Below are 20091 nucleotides of genomic sequence, written 5' to 3' on the forward strand. Positions count from 1 at the left end.
CCTCCTGCGTAATGGGCACACCCGGGTCACTTCACATATTCCGGCAGCACCCGCGGTGGCCACTGGCCGACGTCCAGGATGCCCATCGAGTAGCCCTTGGACACCAGCGCCGGCCGGTTGGTGACCTTCAGCTTCCGCAGCAGGGTGGTCACGTGGTACTCGACGCCGCCGCGGCTGAGGTAGAGCTCGGCGGCCAGCTGCACGGTGGACTCCCCGGCGGCGACGCCTTCGAGGATGCGGGCGTCGATCTCGCTGAGCAGCTTCTCCTTGCCGGTGACCATCGCGGAGCGCTGCGCCTCGTCGGGCTGCAGCAGCACCATCACGCCTTCGGCCCTGCCGGAGCGGTCCGGCACCGCGATGCCGCGAGAAATCAGGCATTACGGCGCTCGAAACGGATCGGAAAGGCGGTGCGGACGAGAAGCGGCCGGCGGCTCGACAGCCGCCGGCCGCAACGAGCGCTGACCCGGTCAGTCCGCCTGGGCCTACCCGGTCTTGGTGAGATCGTTTTCGATCTCCTCCAACGTGCGGTTCTTCGTCTCCGGCAGCCACCGGTAGAGGTAGACCAAGCACAGCACGCCCAGCACGCCGTAGAGCCAGAACACGCCAGACGCGCCGATCGAGTTGATCAGGGTGAGCACCGTCAGCGACACGACGAGGTTCAGGCCCCAGTGCGTGACGATCCCGAACGACGCCGCCTTGCCGCGCACGTTGTTCGGGAAGATCTCGCTGTTCACCAGCCAGATCGCGATCCCGAGGCTGCACGCGAACGCCGACTCGTAAACCATCAGCACGATCAGCAGCGCGACGAACGTCCCGGTACTCTGCAACGGGAACAGGAAGACCACCCCGAGCGCGGCCAGCGCCACGATGATCACCACGGTGCCGCCGAGGATCCACACCCTGCGGCCCATCCGGTCGATCCACAGCAGCGCGGGGATCGTGAACAGCACGTTGACGATGCCCACCGCCACGGAGACGCCGATGGCGGTGGTCTTCCCGTACCCGCCGACGTCCTCCAGGATCGTCGGGACGTAGTAGATGATCGCGTTGACGCCGACGACCTGGCTCGCGCCCGCGGCCACGACACCCACCGAGATCCACCGCCGGAAGCGCGGGCCGAGCAGTTCCCGGTAGGTGATCCGCCCCTCTTCCCGGACGGTCTCGATGATCTCCGCGAGCTCGTCGGCGACGCGTTCCGCCGGACGGGTCCGCGCCAGCACGCCGCGAGCGCGCTCCTGCTCCCCGTTCGCGACGAGCCAGCGCGGGCTCTCGGGCAGGATCAGCACGCCCAGGAACATCAGCACCGCGGGTGCGATGGCCACGCCGATCATCCACCGCCAGCCGCTGGCTTCCCCGGCCAGGCCGTACCCCACGAGGTAGGCGATCAGGATGCCCACGGTGACCATGAACTGGTGCAGGGACACCAGCGCGCCCCGGTTCTTCGGCGGCGACATCTCCGCGATGTAGGTCGGCACCACCAGCGACGAGATGCCGATCGCGACGCCGAGGAAGAACCGCGCGCCGATCAGGAACCCGGTCGCCGGTGCGATCGCGGAAGCGGCCGTGGCCAGCGCGTAGAGCACGGTCACGCCCAGCAGGGTCGTGCGGCGTCCGAAGCGGTCGGACAACGCCCCGCCCGCGATCACCCCGACCACGGCGCCTGCCAGCAGCGAGGCGGTCACCACCTGCTTCATCGTGTCGTCGAGCGCGAAGGCGTCGGTGATGAACGGCAGCGCAGCCGCCACGACGCCGGTGTCGTAACCGAACAGCAAACCGCCGAAGGCCGCGATGACCGATGCGAGCACCACCAGCACCGGGCCGCTGAGCCGCTGCGCGCCGTATCTCTCCGCAGCATCCCCACTTACCATGACCATTTCCCTTCTGCCGCAGGAAGAAGCCGGAAACCCGCGCGTTCCTGGCCGGGACGGCGTTGTTGCGGCCCCCCACCGCGGCGATGCCGAGGCGGCGATGCTATCGGCCGAGCGGGCCGGAAGCAGCGGTTCCGGAAGATCCGATCCCGGAAGGGCCGGTTCCGGTAGGCCCGGTTCCGGAAGGCCCGGTTCCGGAAGGCACCGTCCCCGCCGATCACCTCCGGAGCGGGGCGCACCGCACCGGGCCCGCGAAGGTCGTGCGACTCCCCCATGTGGACTTCCTTTCCGCACGGAGCCGGTGCAGCGGTCTTGGGACCATGGCCCTGGTACCGGCAGTGCCGGACAGAGTGGCACGAGCATTCCGGTCCGTACATCCACCACTTTCGCAATGGGCATCTCGAAAAGGTGAGTCGGCGAGAACCAGTCCGTTGCGCTTTTCGGCGCACACTCGGCGAATTTTGTCCGATCCGCTCAAAATCGGCCGGTGCCCGGAAAAGCCGGTGGTCCCGCTCAGTGCTCGCCGCCACCCGCTCACCCCTGCTCCTGCAGGTCGAGGAAGACCCAGCGGCCCTCGGGCGCGAGGCCGGACAACCACTTGCCGCAGTTCTGCAGCACGAGCGGCCCGGAAGTGACGTGCTGCGTACCGGCGTGCAGATCGCGGAAGAAGCGTTGCAGCGCGCCGCTTCGCAACCCGGCGGTACCGGCCCACTTGTACGCGGTCTGCCCGACCGCGTGCGCCGACCAGGTCGCGTTGCTCAGCGCGAGCCGGCTGAGCGTTTCCTGCTCCGTGGACAGCATCCCGCCGCGGTCGAGCGCGTCCTCGTTGCCCGCCCACACTTCCATCGCCCACGCGCGCGCCGCGCGAAGCTTCGCCTCCGCCTGCGCGTACTCCGCGTAGAAGTGGTCGGTGTCCACCGTCGCGCCCGGTGCACCGGACTTCTTCGCGGCCAGTTCGCGCAGCTCGTCCAGCAGCCGCCTGCCGACCCCGAGCGCCCAGCCGGTGTGGATGATGCAGGCCATGTTCAACAGGCCGACGCGGTAGAGCGCGCCGCCGTGGCGCGCGTCCGTGGTCGCGATTCCGTGCGAGTGGGTGTCGGGCACGAACACGTCCTCGCAGACGTAATCGATGCTCGCGGTGGCGCGCAGGCCCAGCACATCCCAATTGTCGATGAGCGTCACCTGTTCCAGCGGCAGCGCGAAGATGAACGCCTCGCCCGTTTCCGCGCACCGCGCCGAGGTGTGGATGTGGCTGGCCATCGAAACGCCCGAGGCGAAATGCCAGTGCCCGCTGATCCGGTGACCGCCGTCCACCCGAACCGCATCCCCCATTTTGGTCCCCTGCCCGGCGAACAATGCGTGCCGCCCGTTGCGGGCATCGGGGAACAACTCGGCTGCCGCGGCCGGACCCAGCAAGCCCGCCGTCGTGCCGGTGAGCATCTGCAGCGCCATGAACACCCAGCCCGCCGAGGCGTCCGCGTAAGCGACCCGCGCGACGGTGTCGATGATCTGGCGCGGCGCGAACTCGTAGCCGCCGAGCTCCCGCGGAATGCTGGTCAGGAACGCGCCGCTGCCCCACAACGCCGCGCCGACCTCGTCGGTGAGGCGGCCGAGTTCCTCGCTCGCCGCGGCCTGCTCCTGCAGCAGCGGCGCGATGTCGTCGAGCCGGGCGGACAGCGCCTCGAATTCGGGACTGGTGTGCAGTTGTGCCATGATGATCCATTCTTCGGCGAAAGCGGTACGCGGATCGAGCAAGCCGGGACCGAGAAAGCCGGGCCGGGAATGCCGGATTCGCCGGATACACTTGCAAGATCAGAGCGTGGAACTCCCGCTCGATCACCGATAGCCGAGGAACTCGGCTCCACCCCAGTAGCCGACGAGACCCAGTAGCCGACGAGACCCAGTAGCCGACGAGATCTCGCGCCCGCACTCGAACTCATCAGAACGCTGAAACGGATATTCAACCATCGATCATCGGACGGTGTCGACAACATCAACGCGACGCACCCGAACGGCCGCTGGAACGATCAACGGGGTCGGCGCCTTGACGCCACCCGCGCGGTGAAATCTAATCGCCCCGAGGTACCGGCTGGCACGACCTGCACATCAGCGAGGACGCCCCGGCACGGGGCGGACCGACCAGCGACTCCGCACGATCCCGATGCGAGACCCGCGCCGACGCTCCCGCGATCAAGAACGGACGACCGAGAACGGGCGATCACGGAAAACGGGCGAAAACCGGGAGCAGGCAGGGAAGGAGAGCGGCAGGTGACCACGATCGACCCGCATCCGCGCGGCGCCGCACCATTCGACACCTCCGGCACGTTCCGCGACGAGCAGGGCGTGGCCCACTACGCGGACCTCCCCTCCTCGCTCGTGGAGATGTTCCGCGCCACCGTCCGCGACCATCCCGGCCAGGAAGCCCTCGTCGAGGTCGACGGCGAGCGGCTGACCTACCAGCAGCTCTGGGACCGGGCGGCGCGGGTGGCCGGCGGGCTGCGCGCGGCAGGCGTCGAGCGCGGTGATCGGGTGGCCAACCTGCTGCCCGCCGGAGTCGGCTGGGTGCTCGGTTTCCTCGGCACGCAACTCGCCGGGGCGGTCGCGGTGCCGGTGAACATCCGCTTCGCCCAGCCCGAGATCGACTACGTGCTGGCGGACTCCGGCGCCAAAACCGTGCTGCGCCCGGAAGCCCCGCTGCCGGACGGCGAGCCGTACGCGGCCGGTGACCTGCAGATCGACGAGCTGGCGGCGATCTTCTACACCAGCGGCACGACGGGCTTCCCGAAGGGGGCGATGACCACCCACGAGAACTTCCTGTCCAATGTGGAGACCGTGCTGCGGGTGCACGGGATCGACCGGGCGGAAGGCCCGCGGCAGCGGAACCTGATCTCGGTGCCGCTGTTCCACGTCACCGGCTGCAACACCCAGTTGCTCGTCCAGATCGCGCTGGGCGGCACCACCGTGGTGCTGCCCGCGTTCCACGTGCGGCCGTTCCTGCGCACGATCGTCGACGAGCGGATCAACGTGCTCACCAGCGTGCCCGCGATCTACGCGCTGGCGCTGAGCCAGCCCGACTTCGCGGACTTCGACGTGCGAGCGGTGACCCGCGTCGGCTACGGCGGATCGCCGATCGCGCCCTCGCTGGTGGAGCGCATCAAGGCGGCGTTCCCGCAGGCCCGCGTGGGCAACGGCTTCGGGCTCACCGAGACGTCCTCGATCGCGACCTACCTGCCGCACGAGTGGGCGACCGAGCACACCGATTCCGTCGGCTTCGCCGCGCCCGTGGTCGATCTGGCGCTGCACGAGCCGGATTCCGCCGGTGTGGGCGAGCTGCTCATCCGCGGGCCGAACGTCGTCGCCGGGTACTGGAACAAGCCGGAGGCGACCGACCGCACGTTCGCCGGTTCCTGGCTGCACAGCGGCGACCTCGCCCGCATCGACGAGGACGGGCTGGTGCACGTCGTCGACCGCGCGAAGGACATGATCAACCGCGGCGGCGAGAACGTGTACTCCGTCGAAGTGGAGAACGCGCTGGCCAGCGCGCCCGGTGTGGCCGACGCCGCGGTGGTGGGCGTACCGGACGACGTGCTCGGCGAGAAGGTGGGCGCCGTCGTCGTGGCCGCGTCCGAGGACGAGCGGCTTTCGGTGCCCGCGGTGCTGGACCACCTCGCCGCCTCGCTCGCGGACTTCAAGATCCCGCAGTACGTCCACGTGCGCACCGAACCGCTCCAGCGCAACCCCGGCGGCAAGCTGCTGAAGCGGCAGCTGCGCGAGCAGACCGCGTGGGGCGCTCCCGTGCGCGGGCGCTGAGCGACCTGGCCGTCGCGGGGCGGTCCGACGTGGACGAACAGCGATGTGGGTGAGCGTCCTTCGCCCGGGCGGGAATTCCGGCGGGCGGACGAGCCCGGTGTCCGGGAGTCTGCCGATGCACGGTGTCGTACGCCTAGGGGAGGGAGAACGACAGTGCTCACCACGAAGAAAATCCTTGTCACCGCGGGTTTCGTCGGCGCGGCCTTGCTCGGATCGGCCGGGGCCGCCGGGGCCGTGGACTTCCACGAGTGCATCGACGGCGGCGGGATCGGGACCCCGGCGCTGGACGTCACCAACGACGACCCGATCATGTTGTGCTCGGGTGGGAAGCACGACCAAGTGGAGATCGATTCCGGTGTGGGCGGTCTCGACGCGCTGCACTCGCTCGGCGGCTAAGGGCTCGGCAGCTGACGAGCAGGGCGGCTGAGGGGTTCGACAGCGTGGTGGCCGGTCCCGGCGGGGCCGGCCCACCTGCGGGCGAAAGCAGCTGAGCCACCCGCTGCCGACGCGAAAGTGCCCGGTCCCGCTCGTGGGGCCGGGCACTTTCGCGTTTCCGGAGGCAGGCGGCGCGCCTGCGGCGGACGTCAGCTCAGGATCTCCTCGGCGCAACGCTCGCCGATCATGATCGACGGGGCGTTCGTGTTGCCACCCGTGATGGAGGGGATGACCGAGGCGTCGGCGACCCGCAGCCCCTCGACGCCGCGGACCTTCAGGTCCGGGCCGACCACCGCCCGCTCGTCCGCGCCCATCCGGCAGGTGCCGACGGGGTGGTACACGCTGTGCACGAAGTTGGGCAGTGCCCGGCGCATCTCCTGCTCGTCGCGGTATTGCTCGCCCGGCCCGATCTCGCCCTGGCTGTCCCCGACACCCGCCATCGTCTCCCGCACCATCCGGACGCCTTCCAGCAGCACCTCGGTGTCCTGCGGCTCCTTCAGGTACGCGGGATCGATCAGCGGTGCCGCCTTCGGGTCGGCGCTGCCCAGCCGGACGGTCCCGCGGCTTTGCGGATAGATCAGCGTGGGGAACACGCTCTGCCCGGGTTTGCTGGTGGGCGGGCGGACCATCTTGTCGGAGTCCTGGTTCGGGATCGGGTAAACCCAGTACAGGCTCAGCAGCTGCAAGTCGGGCACCGAACCGGCGTAGGAGGTGCGCACGAAACCGGACGCCTCGAACTGCGAGCCCGCAGCCCATCCCGAGCCCGGCCGGAACCACTCCCGCAGCAGGCCGCGGGCGAAGTAGGAGGCGGTCGGTTTGCGCAGCGCCGAGTCCATCCGGAACGACACCGGAACGAACAGGTGATCGTGGAGGTTGTCGCCGACCGGCAGCTCCGAGCGCGGTTCGATGCCGTGGGAGCGCAGGTGCTCGGCAGGACCGATGCCCGAGAGCATCAGGATCTGCGGGGAGCCGAACACGCCCGCCGACAGCACCACCTCGCGGCCTGCGCTGATCACCTTCTTGTCGCCGCGCTTGTCGGCGACCTCGATGCCGGTCGCACGGGAACCGCTGAAGACCACCTTGGCGACGGTGGCGTCGGTGAGCACCACCAGGTTGCCCGGCCGGTCGTCGTGCAAGTAGCCCTTGGACGACGAGTAGCGCACGCCGCGATCGGCGCTGAGCTGGAACGGCGCGATGCCTTCCTGGCTTTCGCCGTTGTAGTCGTCGATCCGCGGCACGCCGAGGCGGCTGGTGGCGGCGTCCATGAAGTCGCGTGCGGCATCGGTCAGCTTGCGGACCTTCCGAACCCTGATGGGACCGCCACCGCCGCGGAGCTCGGACTCGCCGTCCTCCCAGTCCTCGAGCCGTTTGAACGCGGGCAGCACGTCGTCGTAGGACCAGCCCTTGCAGCCGTCGGCGGCCCAGTCGTCGTAGTTCTTGCGGTTGCCGCGCACGAACAGCATCCCGTTGACCGAGCTGGACCCGCCGAGCACGCGACCGCGGGTCTGCGGGATCACCCGCTGCCACGCGCCGGACTGCGGAACCGACTTGTAGCCCCAGTCGAAGTGCTTCTTGAGCTGCGGGGTCGACTGCAGCGGCGCGATGGCGCCCGGGATGCTCAGCAGGCTCTTCAGCGGTCCCCGGTCATCGCGCGGCCCCGCCTCGACCAGGACCACGGATGATCCGCCCTCGGCGAGCCTGCGCGCGACCGCGCAGCCCGCGCTGCCGGCGCCCACCACGACGTAGTCAGCCTGAGACATCTTGGCGCCCTTCTCCGTCGGTCCGCGTGCAGCGACGCGATCTCCCGACGAAGAGTAGAACTCGTTCTAACGACTGTCCATGGGCAGCGGATCTCCGCGCCGCGATTCGGCTGCGATCTGAACCGAACCGGAAAACCCGGACGGCCGCGAAACGAGCCTTGTGCTGCCGTACCCGCGCCTCTACAGTCCGCGGATATGCCCCGACTCCGCTCAGGCAGCGGCCCACTGCTGAATTAGAACCTGTTACATAGTCCAGCAGCCGCTGGCGGCTCCAGTCCGCGTGCGGCGAAACCCGCCCGTACGCGCCGTCCCCGGAGGCAAGCCGATGGCCATCGCGAACCCGCTCCCCAGCGCACCCGACGGGCACCGGCGCCTGCGCCTGGACAGTCCGGTGGACCAGCAGTGCGTCGGCGAACTCGACATCAGCAGCAAGGACGACGTCGACCACGCGATCAGCCGCGCGCGGGCGGCGCAGGCCGCTTGGGCGGCCCGCCCGGTCAAGGAACGCGCCGCGATCGTTCGCTCGGCCGTCGACGAACTGGTCGCGCGCCGCGACGAGATCATCGCGACGTTGCAGGCCGAGACCGGCAAGCCGCGCGCCGAAGCGCTCGCGATCGAGATCGTGCCCGCCTGCGACTTCCTCAACCACTGGAGCAGCCGGGCGCACCGGGACCTGCGCGACGAGCGCCGCAAGGTGCACGGCTACATCCGCCCGCTGAAGAAGCTGCGGATCCACTACCAGCCGCTCGGCGTGGTCGGCGTGATCACGCCGTGGAACGCGCCCTTCGTGCTGTCGCTGAATCCCGTGGTTCAAGCGCTGCTGGCGGGCAACGGGGTGGTGCTCAAACCCTCGGAGATGACTCCGCGATCGGCCGAGTGGGCGGTGCGGATCCTGCACGCGGCCGGCGTTCCCGAGGACCTGGTGCAGGTCGTGCACGGCGACGGTGAGACCGGCGCCGCACTGGTCGACGGCCAGGTCGACAAGATCTCGTTCACCGGCAGCGTGCCCACCGGGCGCACCATCGCGGCGCGCAGCGCGCAGCGGCTCATCCCGTGCACCCTGGAGCTGGGCGGCAAGGACGCGATGATCGTCTGCGCGGACGCCGATCTGGAGCGAGCCGCCAACGGCGCGGTGTACCTGTCGATGTTCAACACCGGTCAGGTCTGCCTCAGCGTCGAGCGGATCTACGTGGCAGACGAGGTCGCCGACGAATTCATCCGCCTGGTGCGGGAAAAAGCGGCAGCGATCAGCTACGGCGCAGGCGACAAGGACATGGGCCCGCTGTTCTCGGACAAGCAGCTCGACGTGGTCACCCGGCACGTCCGGGACGCCGGGGAGAAGGGCGCCACCATCGCCGTCGGCGGCGAGCGCGGGTCCGCGGAGGGCCTGTACTTCCAGCCCACGGTCGTCGTCGGCGCTGCGCACGACATGGACATCATGCGGGAGGAGACCTTCGGGCCGGTGGCGGCCATCATGCGCGTGCGCGACGACGAGGAAGCGGTGCGCCGGGCCAACGACAGCGCGTACGGCCTCGGCGGGAGCGTGTTCACCAAGAGCACGAGGAGGGCCCGGGAGATCGCGGCGCGCCTGACGACCGGCTCGGTGGTGCACAACGACGCGGCCGTGATCTACGGCGTCGCCGAAGCCCCGTTCGGCGGCCGCAAGGACAGCGGTCTGGGGCAGGTCAACGGCACCGACGCGCTGCGCGGGTTCACCCATCCCCAGCCGCTGCTGCTGAGCCGTTGGCCGCTGAAGAAGGAGAACATCTGGTACCCCTACACGCCCAGCGTGGTCCGCAACCTCGACTCGCTGGTGCGCTACGGGTTCGGCAACCGCATCGTGCGGCGGTTCCTGTCGTGACCGCGGATCAGGGCAGGAGTTCCGCGAGCGGCGCGGGCTTGCCCAGGTAGAAGCCCTGCACCTGATCGCAGCCGAGTTCGCGCAGCAGCTGGAGCTGGCGAGGCGTCTCGACGCCTTCGCCCACCACCTCCAGACCGACCGCGTGGGCCATGGCGACGATGCTGGTGACGATGACCCCGAGCCGGTCGGACTCGCCGAGTTCGGTCACGAACGACCGGTCGATCTTGAGGGTGTCCACCGGCAGCCGCCACAGCTGCGCCAGCGAGGAGTTGCCGGTGCCGAAGTCGTCGATGGCCAGCCGCACGCCCAGCTCGCGCAGGCCGTTGAGCATCCGGTTCGCCGCATCCGGGTCGTGGATGAGCGCGTGCTCGGTGATCTCGAAGCACAGCGCGTGCGCGGGCAGGCCGGACTCGGCCAGCGCCTGCCGCACGAGCTCGGGAAGCCGGTGGTCTTCGAGCTGGCGGGGTGAGAGGTTCACGTTCAGCCGCAGGTCGATCCGGTGGCGGCGGCGTTCGGCGGCGAGTTGGCGGGACGCCACGCGAAGCATGTGCGCGCCGATGTGGTCGATCAGGTCGCTTTCCTCGGCCAGCGGGATGAACTCGCCCGGCGAGACCGTCCCGTGCACCGGATGCGCCCAGCGCAGCAGCGCTTCCACGACCGCCGTGCGCCCGCTGGCCGCATCGACGATGGGCTGGTAGGCGACCCAGAGCTGGTCCTGCTCCACGGCGTGGCGGAGATCCTGTTCCAGCGCCATGTTGCGCTGCACGCGTTCCCGCAACTCCACGCCGAAGAACGCGCACCGGGCGCCGCCGCGCGTTTTGGCCTGGTACATCGCGACATCCGCATCGCGCAGGACGTCCTGGGCGACGCGCGCATCGCCCGGCCGGGAGACCACCACCCCGATGCTCCCGGCGACGTGCAGTCGCCTGCCCTGCACGTGGATCGGCTCGGTGAGCGTCGCCAGCAGCCGTTCGCCGAGTTCGCCGAGCACCGCCTCGGCGCTTTCGTTGTGCACGACGACGAACTCGTCGCCGCCGAGCCTGCCGACCAGCGCCTCGTCGGGCGCGGTGCGCACCAGCCGCTCCCCGACGACCCGCAGCACCTCGTCGCCCGTGGCGTGGCCGAGGGAGTCGTTGATGCGCTTGAAGTTGTCCAGGTCGAGGAACAGCACGGCCAGCGGCCTCGGCTCCCGCGGCGCTCCCAGGTGCTGCAGGACCCGGGTGCGGTTGACCAGCCCGGTCAGCGGGTCGTGGTTGGCCTCGTACTGCAGGCGTTCCCGGTTGGCCCGGGCCTCGGTGATGTCGGTGAACGAGGTGACCACCCGGCGCAGCGGGTTCTCCAGCGGGTTCAGCGGCCTGGAGTTCACCGCCAGCCAAGCCCCGTGCCCGTCCGAGCGCTCCAGGCGCAGCACTCGCCAGCGTTGCGGTCGCCCGGTCCGCCGGGTGGTCCGCGACGGGTCCTCGTCCGGCCGCAGCTCGGTCCCGGTCTCGTCGAACAGGCGCCACGTATCGATGGACGAGCCGACGATCGCGGACGTGTCCGCGCCCAGCACCCGCCCGGCGGCGGGGTTGGCGGACTCGACGACGTCGTCCGGGCCCACCACGATGACGCCTTCGTCGAGCGCGTCGACCACGGTGGCGAAGTCCTGCTCGGCGCGCCGCCGCGCGGTTTCGTCGCCGCACACGAGCACGTATCCGGAACCCATCTCGGCCGCCGAAAGCCGGATCACGAGCGCGGAGCCGTCGCTGTGCCGGTGCCGGGTCTCGGTGGCGCCTCCGATGGCGAGCACGTCGGCGGGTTGCAGAGGTGCGCCGACGAGTTCCGCTACGTGCCTGCCCAGCGCCTGCTCCGCGGCCACCCCGTAGACCTCCTCGGCCGCGGGGTTCCAGCTGGTGACCAGCCCGTTGCGGTCCGTCGCGATGATCGCGTCGTTGACGTGCTGCACCAGCGCGGCCTGGTAGCGCAGCGCGGCCTCGGCGGCCTTCTGCGCGGTGACGTCGCGGGCGACGACCTGCAGCGCCGGTGCGCCTTCCCAGCTGGTCAGCACCGATACCAGTTCCACCGGTACCGGGACGCCGTCGAGGCGCCGCAGGTCGGCTTGCGACCGCGCGGTGGCGGCACCGGGGTGGGTCAGCGACCGGATCCGCTCGCGCATCTCCGGGATGGTGGCCGGGGCGACGATGTCGGTGAGGTCGCGCCCGACGAGCTGTTCGCTGGAGTCGGCGCCGAGGATGGTGCGCGCGGCCGTGTTGGCGTACCTGATGATCTCGTGCTGGTGCACCAGGATCACGTCCGGGCTGAGTTCGACCAGCAGCCGGTAGCGCCCGGCGAGATCGGCCAGCGCCCGCCTGTCCCGGTGCAGCGCGGTGATGTCCCGGACGAGCCCGATCAGCCCGCCGGTCCGGCCCGTCGGGCGGGCGTGGAAGTGCAGCACCCGGACTTCCCCGTCCGGGCCGGAGACCTGGTGCTCCAGGTCGAGCTCCTGCCCCCGGGCGGTCGTGTCCGCGCCTGCCCGGAAGGGTTCGAGCAGTTCCAGCAACCGGGCCTGCACGTCGCGCTCGGCGCCACCGGCCATTCCCAGCAGCTCATCCATGCCCGGCATCCACGCCACGTCCGCGCCTGCGTGCTCGATCGACCAGCCGACCGCGTTGTGCACGGCGAGCGCGAGATCGAGGAATTGCTGGTCGAGATCGTCCGGGGACCGGCTCGCGCGCGGATCGAATTCCATGATCAGTCCAGTTGCGACTTCGGGTACATCCCGGCACGGCTGGACACTCCCCGAGTCCACGACGAACTGGCGCACTGCGCAAGTCGCTCGTCCTGCCCCGATCGGCCCAGGGGTTCCCACGATTCCATTGCGCCAACCGGCCGCAGCAGCCGGGGCCCGATCTTCGGAATGCCCGGGAAGACCGCGAATTTGAATACATACAGCGATAGCGGATGTTCACTGTAGGGCGATCTTAGTCTGTGTGGGTTTATGAATGAGCGACGACGCGCACATTTGGTAGTGATCTCGCGGTTTTTTCTTCACGCTGCCGAGTGGCCGGGCACCGTACGGTTCGACCCGACGTCGAGACGGTCCCCGGGCGCGATGCCCGCCGACGACCCGGTGGGCGAGGACTCGCCGACAGGAGGGCGATGAGCGTGCAGCACTGCGGAATCAGCGGAATCGGAGCGGTGACCGGCTACGGATGGGGCCGCCAAGCCCTCTGGGACGGCTTGGCGGGCAGCAAGCCGGCCGCCACCCGCACCGGCGGCCACGGCCCCGGCCGCGACGAGACGGCCTGGGTAGCCGGTGTTCCGGACGGCGGGGACGAGGCGGACGGGCCGAGCCGCTTCGCCAGGGCCATGCGCGGCGCCGCCCGGGAAGCGATCAGCGACGCCGAAAGCCGCGGCTGGGAGCCCGGACGGCGCGTCGGCCTGCTGCACGCGACGGTGCTCGGCGACACCGACCTGTGGAACGACTTCTACACGGCCAAGGAATCGGACGCGCGGGTGCGCGACTACCTCGGCCTCATGCCCTCGACCCCGATGTCGACGTTCATGCAGGAGTTCGGCTTCCACGGTCCGGCGATGAACATCTCCGCGATGTGCGCCGCGGGCAACTCGGGCCTGCTGACCGCGAAGGCCTGGCTGGATGCGGGAGTGGTGGACGACGTCGTGTTCATCAACACCGACCTGATGGCCACCCCCGAGCACGTGCTGCACTTCAACCGCCTCGGGGTCGCGATCACCGACGCCGAACCGCTCGACGCCTGCCGGCCCTTCCAGGAAGGCAGCCGGGGATTCGTGATCGGCGAGGCCTCGGTCGGCATGGTGCTGTCGAAGCGCTCACCGCGCCCCTACGCCGACCTGCTCGGTGGCGCGATGTCGCACGACGCCCACCACGTCACCTCCGTCGACCCGGGGCACACCGAGGTGAGCCGCTGCTTCTCCGAGGCGCTGGAGAACTCCGGCGTCCGCGGGGCCGACGTCGCCCACCTCAACGCCCACGGTCCCGGCACCGCGCAGTGCGACCGCGCCGAGGCAGCCGTCTTCGACGAGCTGTTCTCCCCCGAAGCCGGGATCTACTCGGTGAAGCCGCTCGCGGGTCATTGCATGGGCGCTGCCTCCGCGGTCGAGATCAGCGCGACCGCCCTCGGCTACGAGCACGGGCTCATCCCGGCGCCGCCTGCGGTCGCGTCCGGCCACCCGCGGCTGCTGGACGGGCCGACACCCGCGGAGCCGGGACTCACCGTCAAGGCGTCGCTGGGCCTGGGCGGGCACAACTCCGCGGTCGTCCTCGCACCACCGGCCTGATCCGGTCAGCGCTCGCGGCCACTTCCGGAACGGCGGAATCCGGCGCGGCTCTTCCCGGTGCGTGCGCGAGATCGACCCACCGGTTCGCTGACGGCTCGACGTCGGCGAACCGGGACGCGCAACGCACGACCACGAGGAACGGGACTGACGGCTCCGAGGAGCGCGGGTCGCCGTTGGACATCAGGCGACCGGCGCCGCGGCTGCCCTGCTCGGCTCGGAACGGCTGCACCGGTTCGGTGAACGCCAGATGTGCCCGGTCTCCGGAAGTCCAGCGCGACGCGGTTCAGCTGCCGGTCGCCGACGCGCTCGGGGACTGCTCGACGGTCTCGGGCTCGCGGGGCCTGCCGGTGGCCAGGGTCAGCAGCGCGGCCACGATCAGGAACGCCGAACCGAGCAGCGGGAGCGCAGCCTGCCCCAGCAGGTTCAGCCCGGCCGCGCCGAGCACGCCGGACAGCGACACCCCGAGGTAGACGGCCGCCGCGTTGAGCGAGACGACCAACGCGGACGCCTCCGGCCGCAGCGCCACCACCCGGTGCTGCTGAGGGCTGAGCACCGACCAGGAAAGCAGGCCGGAGACCACGATCACCGGGATGGCGGCAGGCAGCGATTCCCGTGCCACGACGGCGATCCCGAACACCACGGCCAGCAGGACCGCAACCGCGACGACGACCCGGCGCGGCCACTGCCGATCGGCGACGTGCCCTGCGGTGAGGTTCCCGACGGTTCCCGCGACGCCGAACACCAGCAGCAGCACGGTCAGCAGGTCCTGCCTGCCTTCGATCACCGGCGCGTACACCACGCTGATGTAGGTGTACGGGATGAAGATGCCGACGAACGCGATCACCGTGATGGCCAGCGCACCGAGCACCCGGCGATCTCCCAGCGGCGCGAACCGCTGCCGCAGGCCCGCCGCGGCGGGCAGCTGCACCGAAGGCAGCCGCCACGCGATGATCGGCGCGATCAGCACCGCGAGCACGGTGAGGAACCACATGGTGGCCCGCCACCCCCACAGCGCCCCGATCGCCGTTCCCAGCGGGGCACCGAGCACCAGCGACGACGACAAGCCGACGTTGACGATCGAGAAGGCCTGCCCACGCTTGGCCGCACCGGCCAGCGCCGCAGCGGTAGCCGCGGCGTTCGGGGTGTACATCGCCGCGCCGGCCGCCGCGAGCAACCGGGCCGCGAGCACCGCACCGTAGCCGGGCGCGAGCGCGGTGGCGACGTTGCCGAGCGCGAACAGCACCAGCGCGGTCAGCAGCACGGTGCGCCGCGACCAGTGCGAGGTCAACGCGGCCAGCATCGGCGACAGCACCGCGTAGCCGATCGCGAAGACCGTGACCAGCTGTCCCGCGGCGGCGACCCCGATGTCCAGCGAGTGCGCGAGTTCCGGCAGCACGCCCGCGATCACGTAAGCGTCGGTGCCGACCGCGAACGTGCCGAACGCCAGGACCAGCGCGTGGGCGCGCCAGCGCGTGCCCGCCGCAACGCTCTGGGTCACCCTTCCCCCTCTTCCGAAGAACGTCGACTATTACGAAGATCATCGTAATACTGCTTCGACGGGTATCGTAAGAGGCAATGGACATCGCAAGGGCGGGATCCGAGGAAGTCTGGCTGCCGCAGCCGGACCTCGCGCAGTTGGACGTCGGGGTCGTGCTGCAGGCGCTGGCCGAGCCGGCGCGCCTGCAGATCGTGCGCAGCCTGCGAACCGCGGGGGAATCCACCTGCTCGGCGCTGGACGTGCCGATCAAGGTCTCCACCGTCTCGCACCACATGCACATCCTGCGCGAGAGCGGCATCGTCTCGACCCGGCTGGCGGGCACCGCGCGCCCCAGCCGGCTGCGCGAGCGGGAACTCGGCGAACGCTTCCCCGGACTGCTCAGCGCCGTGCTCGACGCCGCGCCCCCGAAGCGGTGAGCCCGCCGCGGAGCGGCGCAGCGCACTGTCCACATGGGAGCGCGGGTGCAGCGGCGAACGCCGCCGGACCCGCGCGCCACTGACTACTTCCGGCTGAGCGGGCGCTCGGCGGTTCTCGCCGCGGAACGGGTCCACAGGTACTGCCGTCAAACTCGCCAACGACTCCCCTACGGCCTGGCGGCCCGGGGCCGGACCCGCGACCTCGCCCGCGCGCACCGGCTGTCGTCCACTTTGGACATCGGGACGGTGAACACCTTCCGCGCGATGTCCCCGAAGCCGCCGCGTGCCGGGTTCAAGCACAGCGTCCCCGCACCGAAGCGGTCCGCGAGTGCACCCGGCTCAAGACGGGTGGATCAACACCGACGAATCGGCCGCTCGCGATCCGTTCGTGCTCGGTTGCTGAACCCCGCCGGCCCGCGGCAAGGGCCACGGCGTGGCGGACGTTCCGGCTCGCACGGCCGGAATTTCCGCGAACGCTCCTGCTGCGGGTCGGCGAACGAGTTCACGCGGTGTCCGGCTGGACGCGGACGTCCTCGGGCAGTTGCCGGGTTTCGATCACCACTCCGTTGCTCGGGTGCCCACCGGCTTCCCGCGCCGCGGCCCGGCAACAGCGCACCCACATGTTGAGCTGCGCTTCCTTGGCCAACCGGACGCTGCTGTAGAGCCACCGCACCAGCCGCGTGCTCGGGCGCGCCCACGCTTGGACCTCGAAGGTGAGCACGTCGCCGTCGCGCGCGGCGTGGAACTCGACCTGGCCCGCCTCCAGATGTCCCCGCAGCGTCGCCAGCCGCAGGCACGTGTCCGCGGCATGAACCACGCGGACCGGGCCGTCCCACGGCCCCGGCATCTCCACGACCAGTTCGTCACCGACCTTGAGCGGGCCGCTGACCTGCTCGCCGATGCGCACACCGACCACCTCGGACGGCACGAACCGCTGGAACTCGCCCGCCACCCGCCGCATCAGCGCACCGGGTCCGAGCACGGCGTCGAGGATTTCCACGCGGAACCGGCGGTGGTAGAACGACCCCACTCCCTCGTCGGCGGTCTGCAGGCGGTCGTCGTGCAACTCCGCAGGCAGCGGCGGGGGCGTGTCGTCCGGCACCCGGCCCAGGCACTCGCTGCGGTGCAGCGGCGTGATCTGCCACAGGTAGCGCCACGACACCAGCGCGGTGCCGAGCAACCACCGCGCCACCAAGGTTCCCGAACGCATCAACGCTGGACCCACTTCCCTGTGCACCGGAACCCGGGGCACCGGAACCCTGCGCTTCGGCCCCTGCAGTTCGGACCCCTGTGCTTCGGCCCCTGTGCTTCGAGCCCCTGTGCTTCGAGCGGAGTGCCACTACGCTTTTCGACGTACCCGCAGTGACGGCGAGAAACACCGCGGAGGCGCCATGATGGTGAAGCTGCTGCACCGCTCGGGGCTTCGCAGCGATCATTTCCACCTGCTGTCGATGGGTTCGATAGCGCTGTGCATCGGGCTGTGGATCCGGGCCAAGACGGTGGATCAGAGCGCGCGCGGCAACGCGGAGCGCCGCGCGCTGTTCGTGGGCCTGTGGCCGCCGATGTTCTGGCTGATCGGCGATTCCGTGGGGCAGCACGAATAAGCACTGCCCGACAAGGGTCCTGCTATCCGGACACTCGCCATCCACTGTGGATCGACACCGGGCGGGTGCGCGCCCACGCTGCACACCCGGCCGTCATTTGCCACGGGCGAAGTTGATGTCGCAGCTGCGCCCGCTCAGGTGCACAGTGAGCGGATCCCACCACGAGGAGGAACCCATGCAAATGCCCGCCGTCACCGAATGCACCGCCGAGAAGTGCGCCTACAACAACAACCACACCTGCCACGCGCTGGCCATCACCGTGGGACAGCAGTCCGACGCCCGGTGCGACACCTTCACCACCGCGGCCGAGCGCGGCGGCGATCCGTCCGCCACCGGCCGTGTCGGCGCGTGCACGATGTCCAACTGCGAGCACAACGTCGACCTGGAATGCCAAGCACCCGGCATCACGGTCGGTCTGCAGCGGGACATCGTCGACTGCCTGACGTACCAGCCGGCGTGACTGCCGCGGTCCCGGCCGCGCCGAGATCGCACTCGCACGACAAGAACAACGCACCGCGCCCCGGGATCGACCACGCCGAAAGGCGAAACGCTCGCTGAGGGCGGGAGCAGCATCGCGGGAAGGCCGCCGGTCAGCCGTATCCGGGCCGACGGCCACCCGCGATGTTTCATGCGCGCACGGGTGCAGTTGCGCGGTGTTCCGCCCGATATCCCGGATCCGTCTGCCAGTCCGGCTCCCGCGCGCCGAGTGCGGAGCAGGCCGCTCCCATCGACGGCGGTGACCGCTGCGTTGCGGTAACTCGCGATACTGCTCCAAAAGCCGATGATGCGGCCAACCTGCGTGGGAATCGTGCCGGAATCCGGCTTCTGCGCGTCGAAAACTCGGCTATCGTGCCCGCGATCGGCGTCGTCGTCGGAAGCTTGCAGTAGATGCAGGAGTCCGGGTTCCCCGGGACGAGCACCCCTGACCGGCGAGGACGCTCGGCGCAGGGAGGTGCATGGTCGTGGCGGGTGCGGGTTTGGACGGGTTGCTCCGCGAGGTGCGGCGCCAGACGAGATCGGGGGACGCGCCGGACGAGCGCAAGGTTCTCCACTGGCTGCGCAGGCAGACGAGCGCCCAGGTCGCTTTGGTCGAGTACGGGGCAACGGTCCGCTCGTGCACCACGGGCTTTCCGCGCGAGGTGTTGCCCGCGCTCGCTGCGCTGCTCGAACGCATGGCCGGTGGACAGCTGGCCTCGGCCGCGACCGAGACCGAACAGCTGCACGTGCACTGCGAAGCGCTCGGGTCCGGTGAGCCGCACCCAGTGCTCGTGGTGGCCGGGGTTTCCAAGCCGACACCCGAGGCGATCTCGCTGACCTCGCACGCCGGCAGCGTCCTCACCTTGCTGCGCCGAGCCGAAGACGGCGACCTGGCCAACCGCGGCTACCAGGACAAGGCACGCCAGGTGCGGTTAGGCGTGCTGCACGCGTTGCTGGCGGGCGAGCCGGTGCTGGCCCGCCGGATGAACAGCGGTGCCGTTCCACCGCTGCTGGAGGCAACCGGTCTGCGCATCTATCTGCTGCGTTGCCCGCAGACCGACCGGGACCGGCTTCCCGTGCTCCACCAGGATCCCGCCGGTTTCCACGGCGGCGATCTGATGGTGCACTGCCCGGTCATCAACGAGCACTTGATCTGCCTCGTCGCCGAGCGCGAAGGTCAAGGCGACCCGGGGCTGGCAGGACTCTTGCGCCGCCTGGTCCGCGACAACCCTGGTTATGCGCTGGGCATCAGCGCCGCTCAGCCGCTCAACGCGACGGCCGCCGCATACTCCCAGGCCGTCCACGCGCTGGCCGCCGCCCGCACCACCGCCGACCGCGTGGCCTCCTACCACGGCCGGTCCCGGCTGGAAGGCGTCCTTGCCCAGCGGCCCGCGCTCAATTGGGCCCGGGCGTTGCTGCGGCCGCTGGACTCGGTTCCGAAGACCAGCGCGGACATCACCCGGCTGGTCATGGGCCTGCCCCGATCCGGCGTAGCGCGGTTGCTCGGGCTCAGCCGCAACACCGTCGCCGCACACCTCGGGCGGGTGGAACGGGCGCTGGAACTGGATCTCGACGACGTCCGCGACCGAGCCACCGTCAACCTGGCGCTGGCCTTGACCGGCTCCTGCGCCGGGGCCGACGCGGACGACCGGCAACGACCGCAGCCACTCGACGAGCTGATGCGCGCCGAAGCCGTCTTCGCCTGGGCCGACTCCCTGCTGCGGCCGCTGCAAGCCCGGCATCGCCGCACGCTGCAAGGCTGGATCGACGCCAACGCCGACGCCCAGCAGGCCGCCCGCCGCTTGGACATCAGCCGCAACACGGTCCGCGCGCACCTGCTCGCAGCCGAGACCGCGTTGAGCCTCGACCTGCTGACCATCGGAAGCGGCATCTACGACGTCGTCCACGCGCTGGACATCACCGCCGCCCGTACCGGCTGAGCACCGTGCACAATCGGGTCCCGAAATTGATCGGCGTGCACATTGGCCGGGGCGAATAGCGCCGCTAACGTCTTGATTCGCAAGCCGCGTTCGAGCGGGACGCGGACAGCGACTTCCGTTCGA

15 protein-coding genes are annotated in these 20091 nt (G+C 70.3%); 8 read left to right on the forward strand and 7 right to left on the reverse strand.

The window, feature by feature from the left end; all coding sequences use genetic code 11:
- Positions 1-26 precede the first annotated feature (26 nt).
- From INP57_RS19270 to INP57_RS19280, 3 genes are all read right to left on the reverse strand, one after another.
- Positions 27-353, reverse strand: coding sequence for a response regulator transcription factor (locus INP57_RS19270; protein ID WP_307850170.1), 327 nt, complete (start codon positions 351-353; stop codon positions 27-29).
- A gap of 129 nt (positions 354-482) precedes the next feature.
- Positions 483-1868 (reverse strand): sugar porter family MFS transporter, encoded by a 1386-nt coding sequence (locus INP57_RS19275; protein ID WP_200071668.1) that lies wholly within the window; start codon positions 1866-1868, stop codon positions 483-485.
- A 534-nt stretch (positions 1869-2402) separates the two neighbouring features.
- Positions 2403-3581, reverse strand: coding sequence for an acyl-CoA dehydrogenase family protein (locus INP57_RS19280; RefSeq protein ID WP_200071669.1), 1179 nt, complete (start codon positions 3579-3581; stop codon positions 2403-2405).
- 555 nt (positions 3582-4136) lie between these two features.
- Here INP57_RS19280 and INP57_RS19285 point away from each other — a divergent pair.
- Both INP57_RS19285 and INP57_RS19290 read left to right on the forward strand, forming a co-directional pair.
- Entirely contained in the window at positions 4137-5678 is a 1542-nt protein-coding gene (locus INP57_RS19285) for a class I adenylate-forming enzyme family protein (RefSeq protein ID WP_200071670.1), read from the forward strand.
- 153 nt (positions 5679-5831) lie between these two features.
- Positions 5832-6074 (forward strand): hypothetical protein, encoded by a 243-nt coding sequence (locus INP57_RS19290; RefSeq protein WP_200071671.1) that lies wholly within the window; start codon positions 5832-5834, stop codon positions 6072-6074.
- A gap of 188 nt (positions 6075-6262) precedes the next feature.
- Here the strand turns inward: INP57_RS19290 and INP57_RS19295 are convergent, their stop codons facing one another.
- Entirely contained in the window at positions 6263-7873 is a 1611-nt protein-coding gene (locus INP57_RS19295; RefSeq protein WP_200071672.1) for a GMC family oxidoreductase, read from the reverse strand.
- A gap of 325 nt (positions 7874-8198) precedes the next feature.
- Between INP57_RS19295 and INP57_RS19300 the strand changes: the two genes are divergently transcribed.
- Positions 8199-9734, forward strand: a complete 1536-nt coding sequence (locus INP57_RS19300; RefSeq protein WP_200071673.1) for an aldehyde dehydrogenase family protein — start codon at positions 8199-8201, stop codon at positions 9732-9734.
- A gap of 7 nt (positions 9735-9741) precedes the next feature.
- Here INP57_RS19300 and INP57_RS19305 read toward each other — a convergent pair whose 3' ends face one another.
- The gene (locus tag INP57_RS19305) at positions 9742-12462 is read right to left on the reverse strand and encodes a sensor domain-containing protein (RefSeq protein WP_200071674.1); all 2721 of its coding nucleotides are present in this window, start codon (positions 12460-12462) and stop codon (positions 9742-9744) included.
- 410 nt (positions 12463-12872) lie between these two features.
- Between INP57_RS19305 and INP57_RS19310 the strand changes: the two genes are divergently transcribed.
- The gene (locus INP57_RS19310) at positions 12873-14033 is read left to right on the forward strand and encodes a beta-ketoacyl synthase N-terminal-like domain-containing protein (protein WP_200071675.1); all 1161 of its coding nucleotides are present in this window, start codon (positions 12873-12875) and stop codon (positions 14031-14033) included.
- A 283-nt stretch (positions 14034-14316) separates the two neighbouring features.
- On the opposite strand, the gene INP57_RS19315 is transcribed toward INP57_RS19310, so the two are convergent.
- Complete coding sequence (locus INP57_RS19315) at positions 14317-15531, reverse strand: MFS transporter (RefSeq protein WP_200071676.1); 1215 nt, start codon at positions 15529-15531, stop codon at positions 14317-14319.
- 77 nt (positions 15532-15608) lie between these two features.
- Between INP57_RS19315 and INP57_RS19320 the strand changes: the two genes are divergently transcribed.
- Entirely contained in the window at positions 15609-15947 is a 339-nt protein-coding gene (locus INP57_RS19320; RefSeq protein ID WP_200071677.1) for an ArsR/SmtB family transcription factor, read from the forward strand.
- Between the two features lie 502 nt (positions 15948-16449).
- Here the strand turns inward: INP57_RS19320 and INP57_RS19325 are convergent.
- A complete protein-coding gene (locus INP57_RS19325) occupies positions 16450-17139 on the reverse strand; it encodes a DUF1990 family protein (protein ID WP_307850172.1) in 690 nt (229 codons plus the stop codon).
- A gap of 199 nt (positions 17140-17338) precedes the next feature.
- On the opposite strand from INP57_RS19325, the gene INP57_RS19330 reads away from it, so the two are divergent.
- The 3 genes from INP57_RS19330 to INP57_RS19340 all read left to right on the forward strand — a co-directional run bounded on the left by INP57_RS19330 (position 17339) and on the right by INP57_RS19340 (position 19968).
- Complete coding sequence (locus INP57_RS19330; RefSeq protein ID WP_200071679.1) at positions 17339-17551, forward strand: hypothetical protein; 213 nt, start codon at positions 17339-17341, stop codon at positions 17549-17551.
- A 175-nt stretch (positions 17552-17726) separates the two neighbouring features.
- Positions 17727-18011, forward strand: coding sequence for a DUF1540 domain-containing protein (locus INP57_RS19335; RefSeq protein WP_200071680.1), 285 nt, complete (start codon positions 17727-17729; stop codon positions 18009-18011).
- A 496-nt stretch (positions 18012-18507) separates the two neighbouring features.
- A complete protein-coding gene (locus INP57_RS19340) occupies positions 18508-19968 on the forward strand; it encodes a helix-turn-helix domain-containing protein (RefSeq protein ID WP_200071681.1) in 1461 nt (486 codons plus the stop codon).
- Positions 19969-20091: the final 123 nt, after the last annotated feature.

It is taken from the genome of Saccharopolyspora galaxeae, from assembly GCF_016526145.1.
Classification (GTDB): Bacteria; Actinomycetota; Actinomycetes; order Mycobacteriales; family Pseudonocardiaceae; genus Saccharopolyspora_C; species Saccharopolyspora_C galaxeae.

What these genes read in the sequence shown, in the direction of transcription:
- INP57_RS19305 (WP_200071674.1), bottom strand. Translation starts at nt 12,462, where the DNA reads ATGGAATTCGATCCGCGCGCGAGCCGGTCCCCGGACGATCTCGACCAG.
- INP57_RS19275 (WP_200071668.1), bottom strand. Translation starts at nt 1,868, where the DNA reads ATGGTAAGTGGGGATGCTGCGGAGAGATACGGCGCGCAGCGGCTCAGC.
- INP57_RS19300 (WP_200071673.1), top strand. Translation starts at nt 8,199, where the DNA reads ATGGCCATCGCGAACCCGCTCCCCAGCGCACCCGACGGGCACCGGCGC.
- INP57_RS19320 (WP_200071677.1), top strand. Translation starts at nt 15,609, where the DNA reads ATGGACATCGCAAGGGCGGGATCCGAGGAAGTCTGGCTGCCGCAGCCG.
- INP57_RS19295 (WP_200071672.1), bottom strand. Translation starts at nt 7,873, where the DNA reads ATGTCTCAGGCTGACTACGTCGTGGTGGGCGCCGGCAGCGCGGGCTGC.
- INP57_RS19340 (WP_200071681.1), top strand. Translation starts at nt 18,508, where the DNA reads ATGGTCGTGGCGGGTGCGGGTTTGGACGGGTTGCTCCGCGAGGTGCGG.
- INP57_RS19310 (WP_200071675.1), top strand. Translation starts at nt 12,873, where the DNA reads ATGAGCGTGCAGCACTGCGGAATCAGCGGAATCGGAGCGGTGACCGGC.
- INP57_RS19335 (WP_200071680.1), top strand. Translation starts at nt 17,727, where the DNA reads ATGCAAATGCCCGCCGTCACCGAATGCACCGCCGAGAAGTGCGCCTAC.
- INP57_RS19330 (WP_200071679.1), top strand. Translation starts at nt 17,339, where the DNA reads ATGATGGTGAAGCTGCTGCACCGCTCGGGGCTTCGCAGCGATCATTTC.
- INP57_RS19280 (WP_200071669.1), bottom strand. Translation starts at nt 3,581, where the DNA reads ATGGCACAACTGCACACCAGTCCCGAATTCGAGGCGCTGTCCGCCCGG.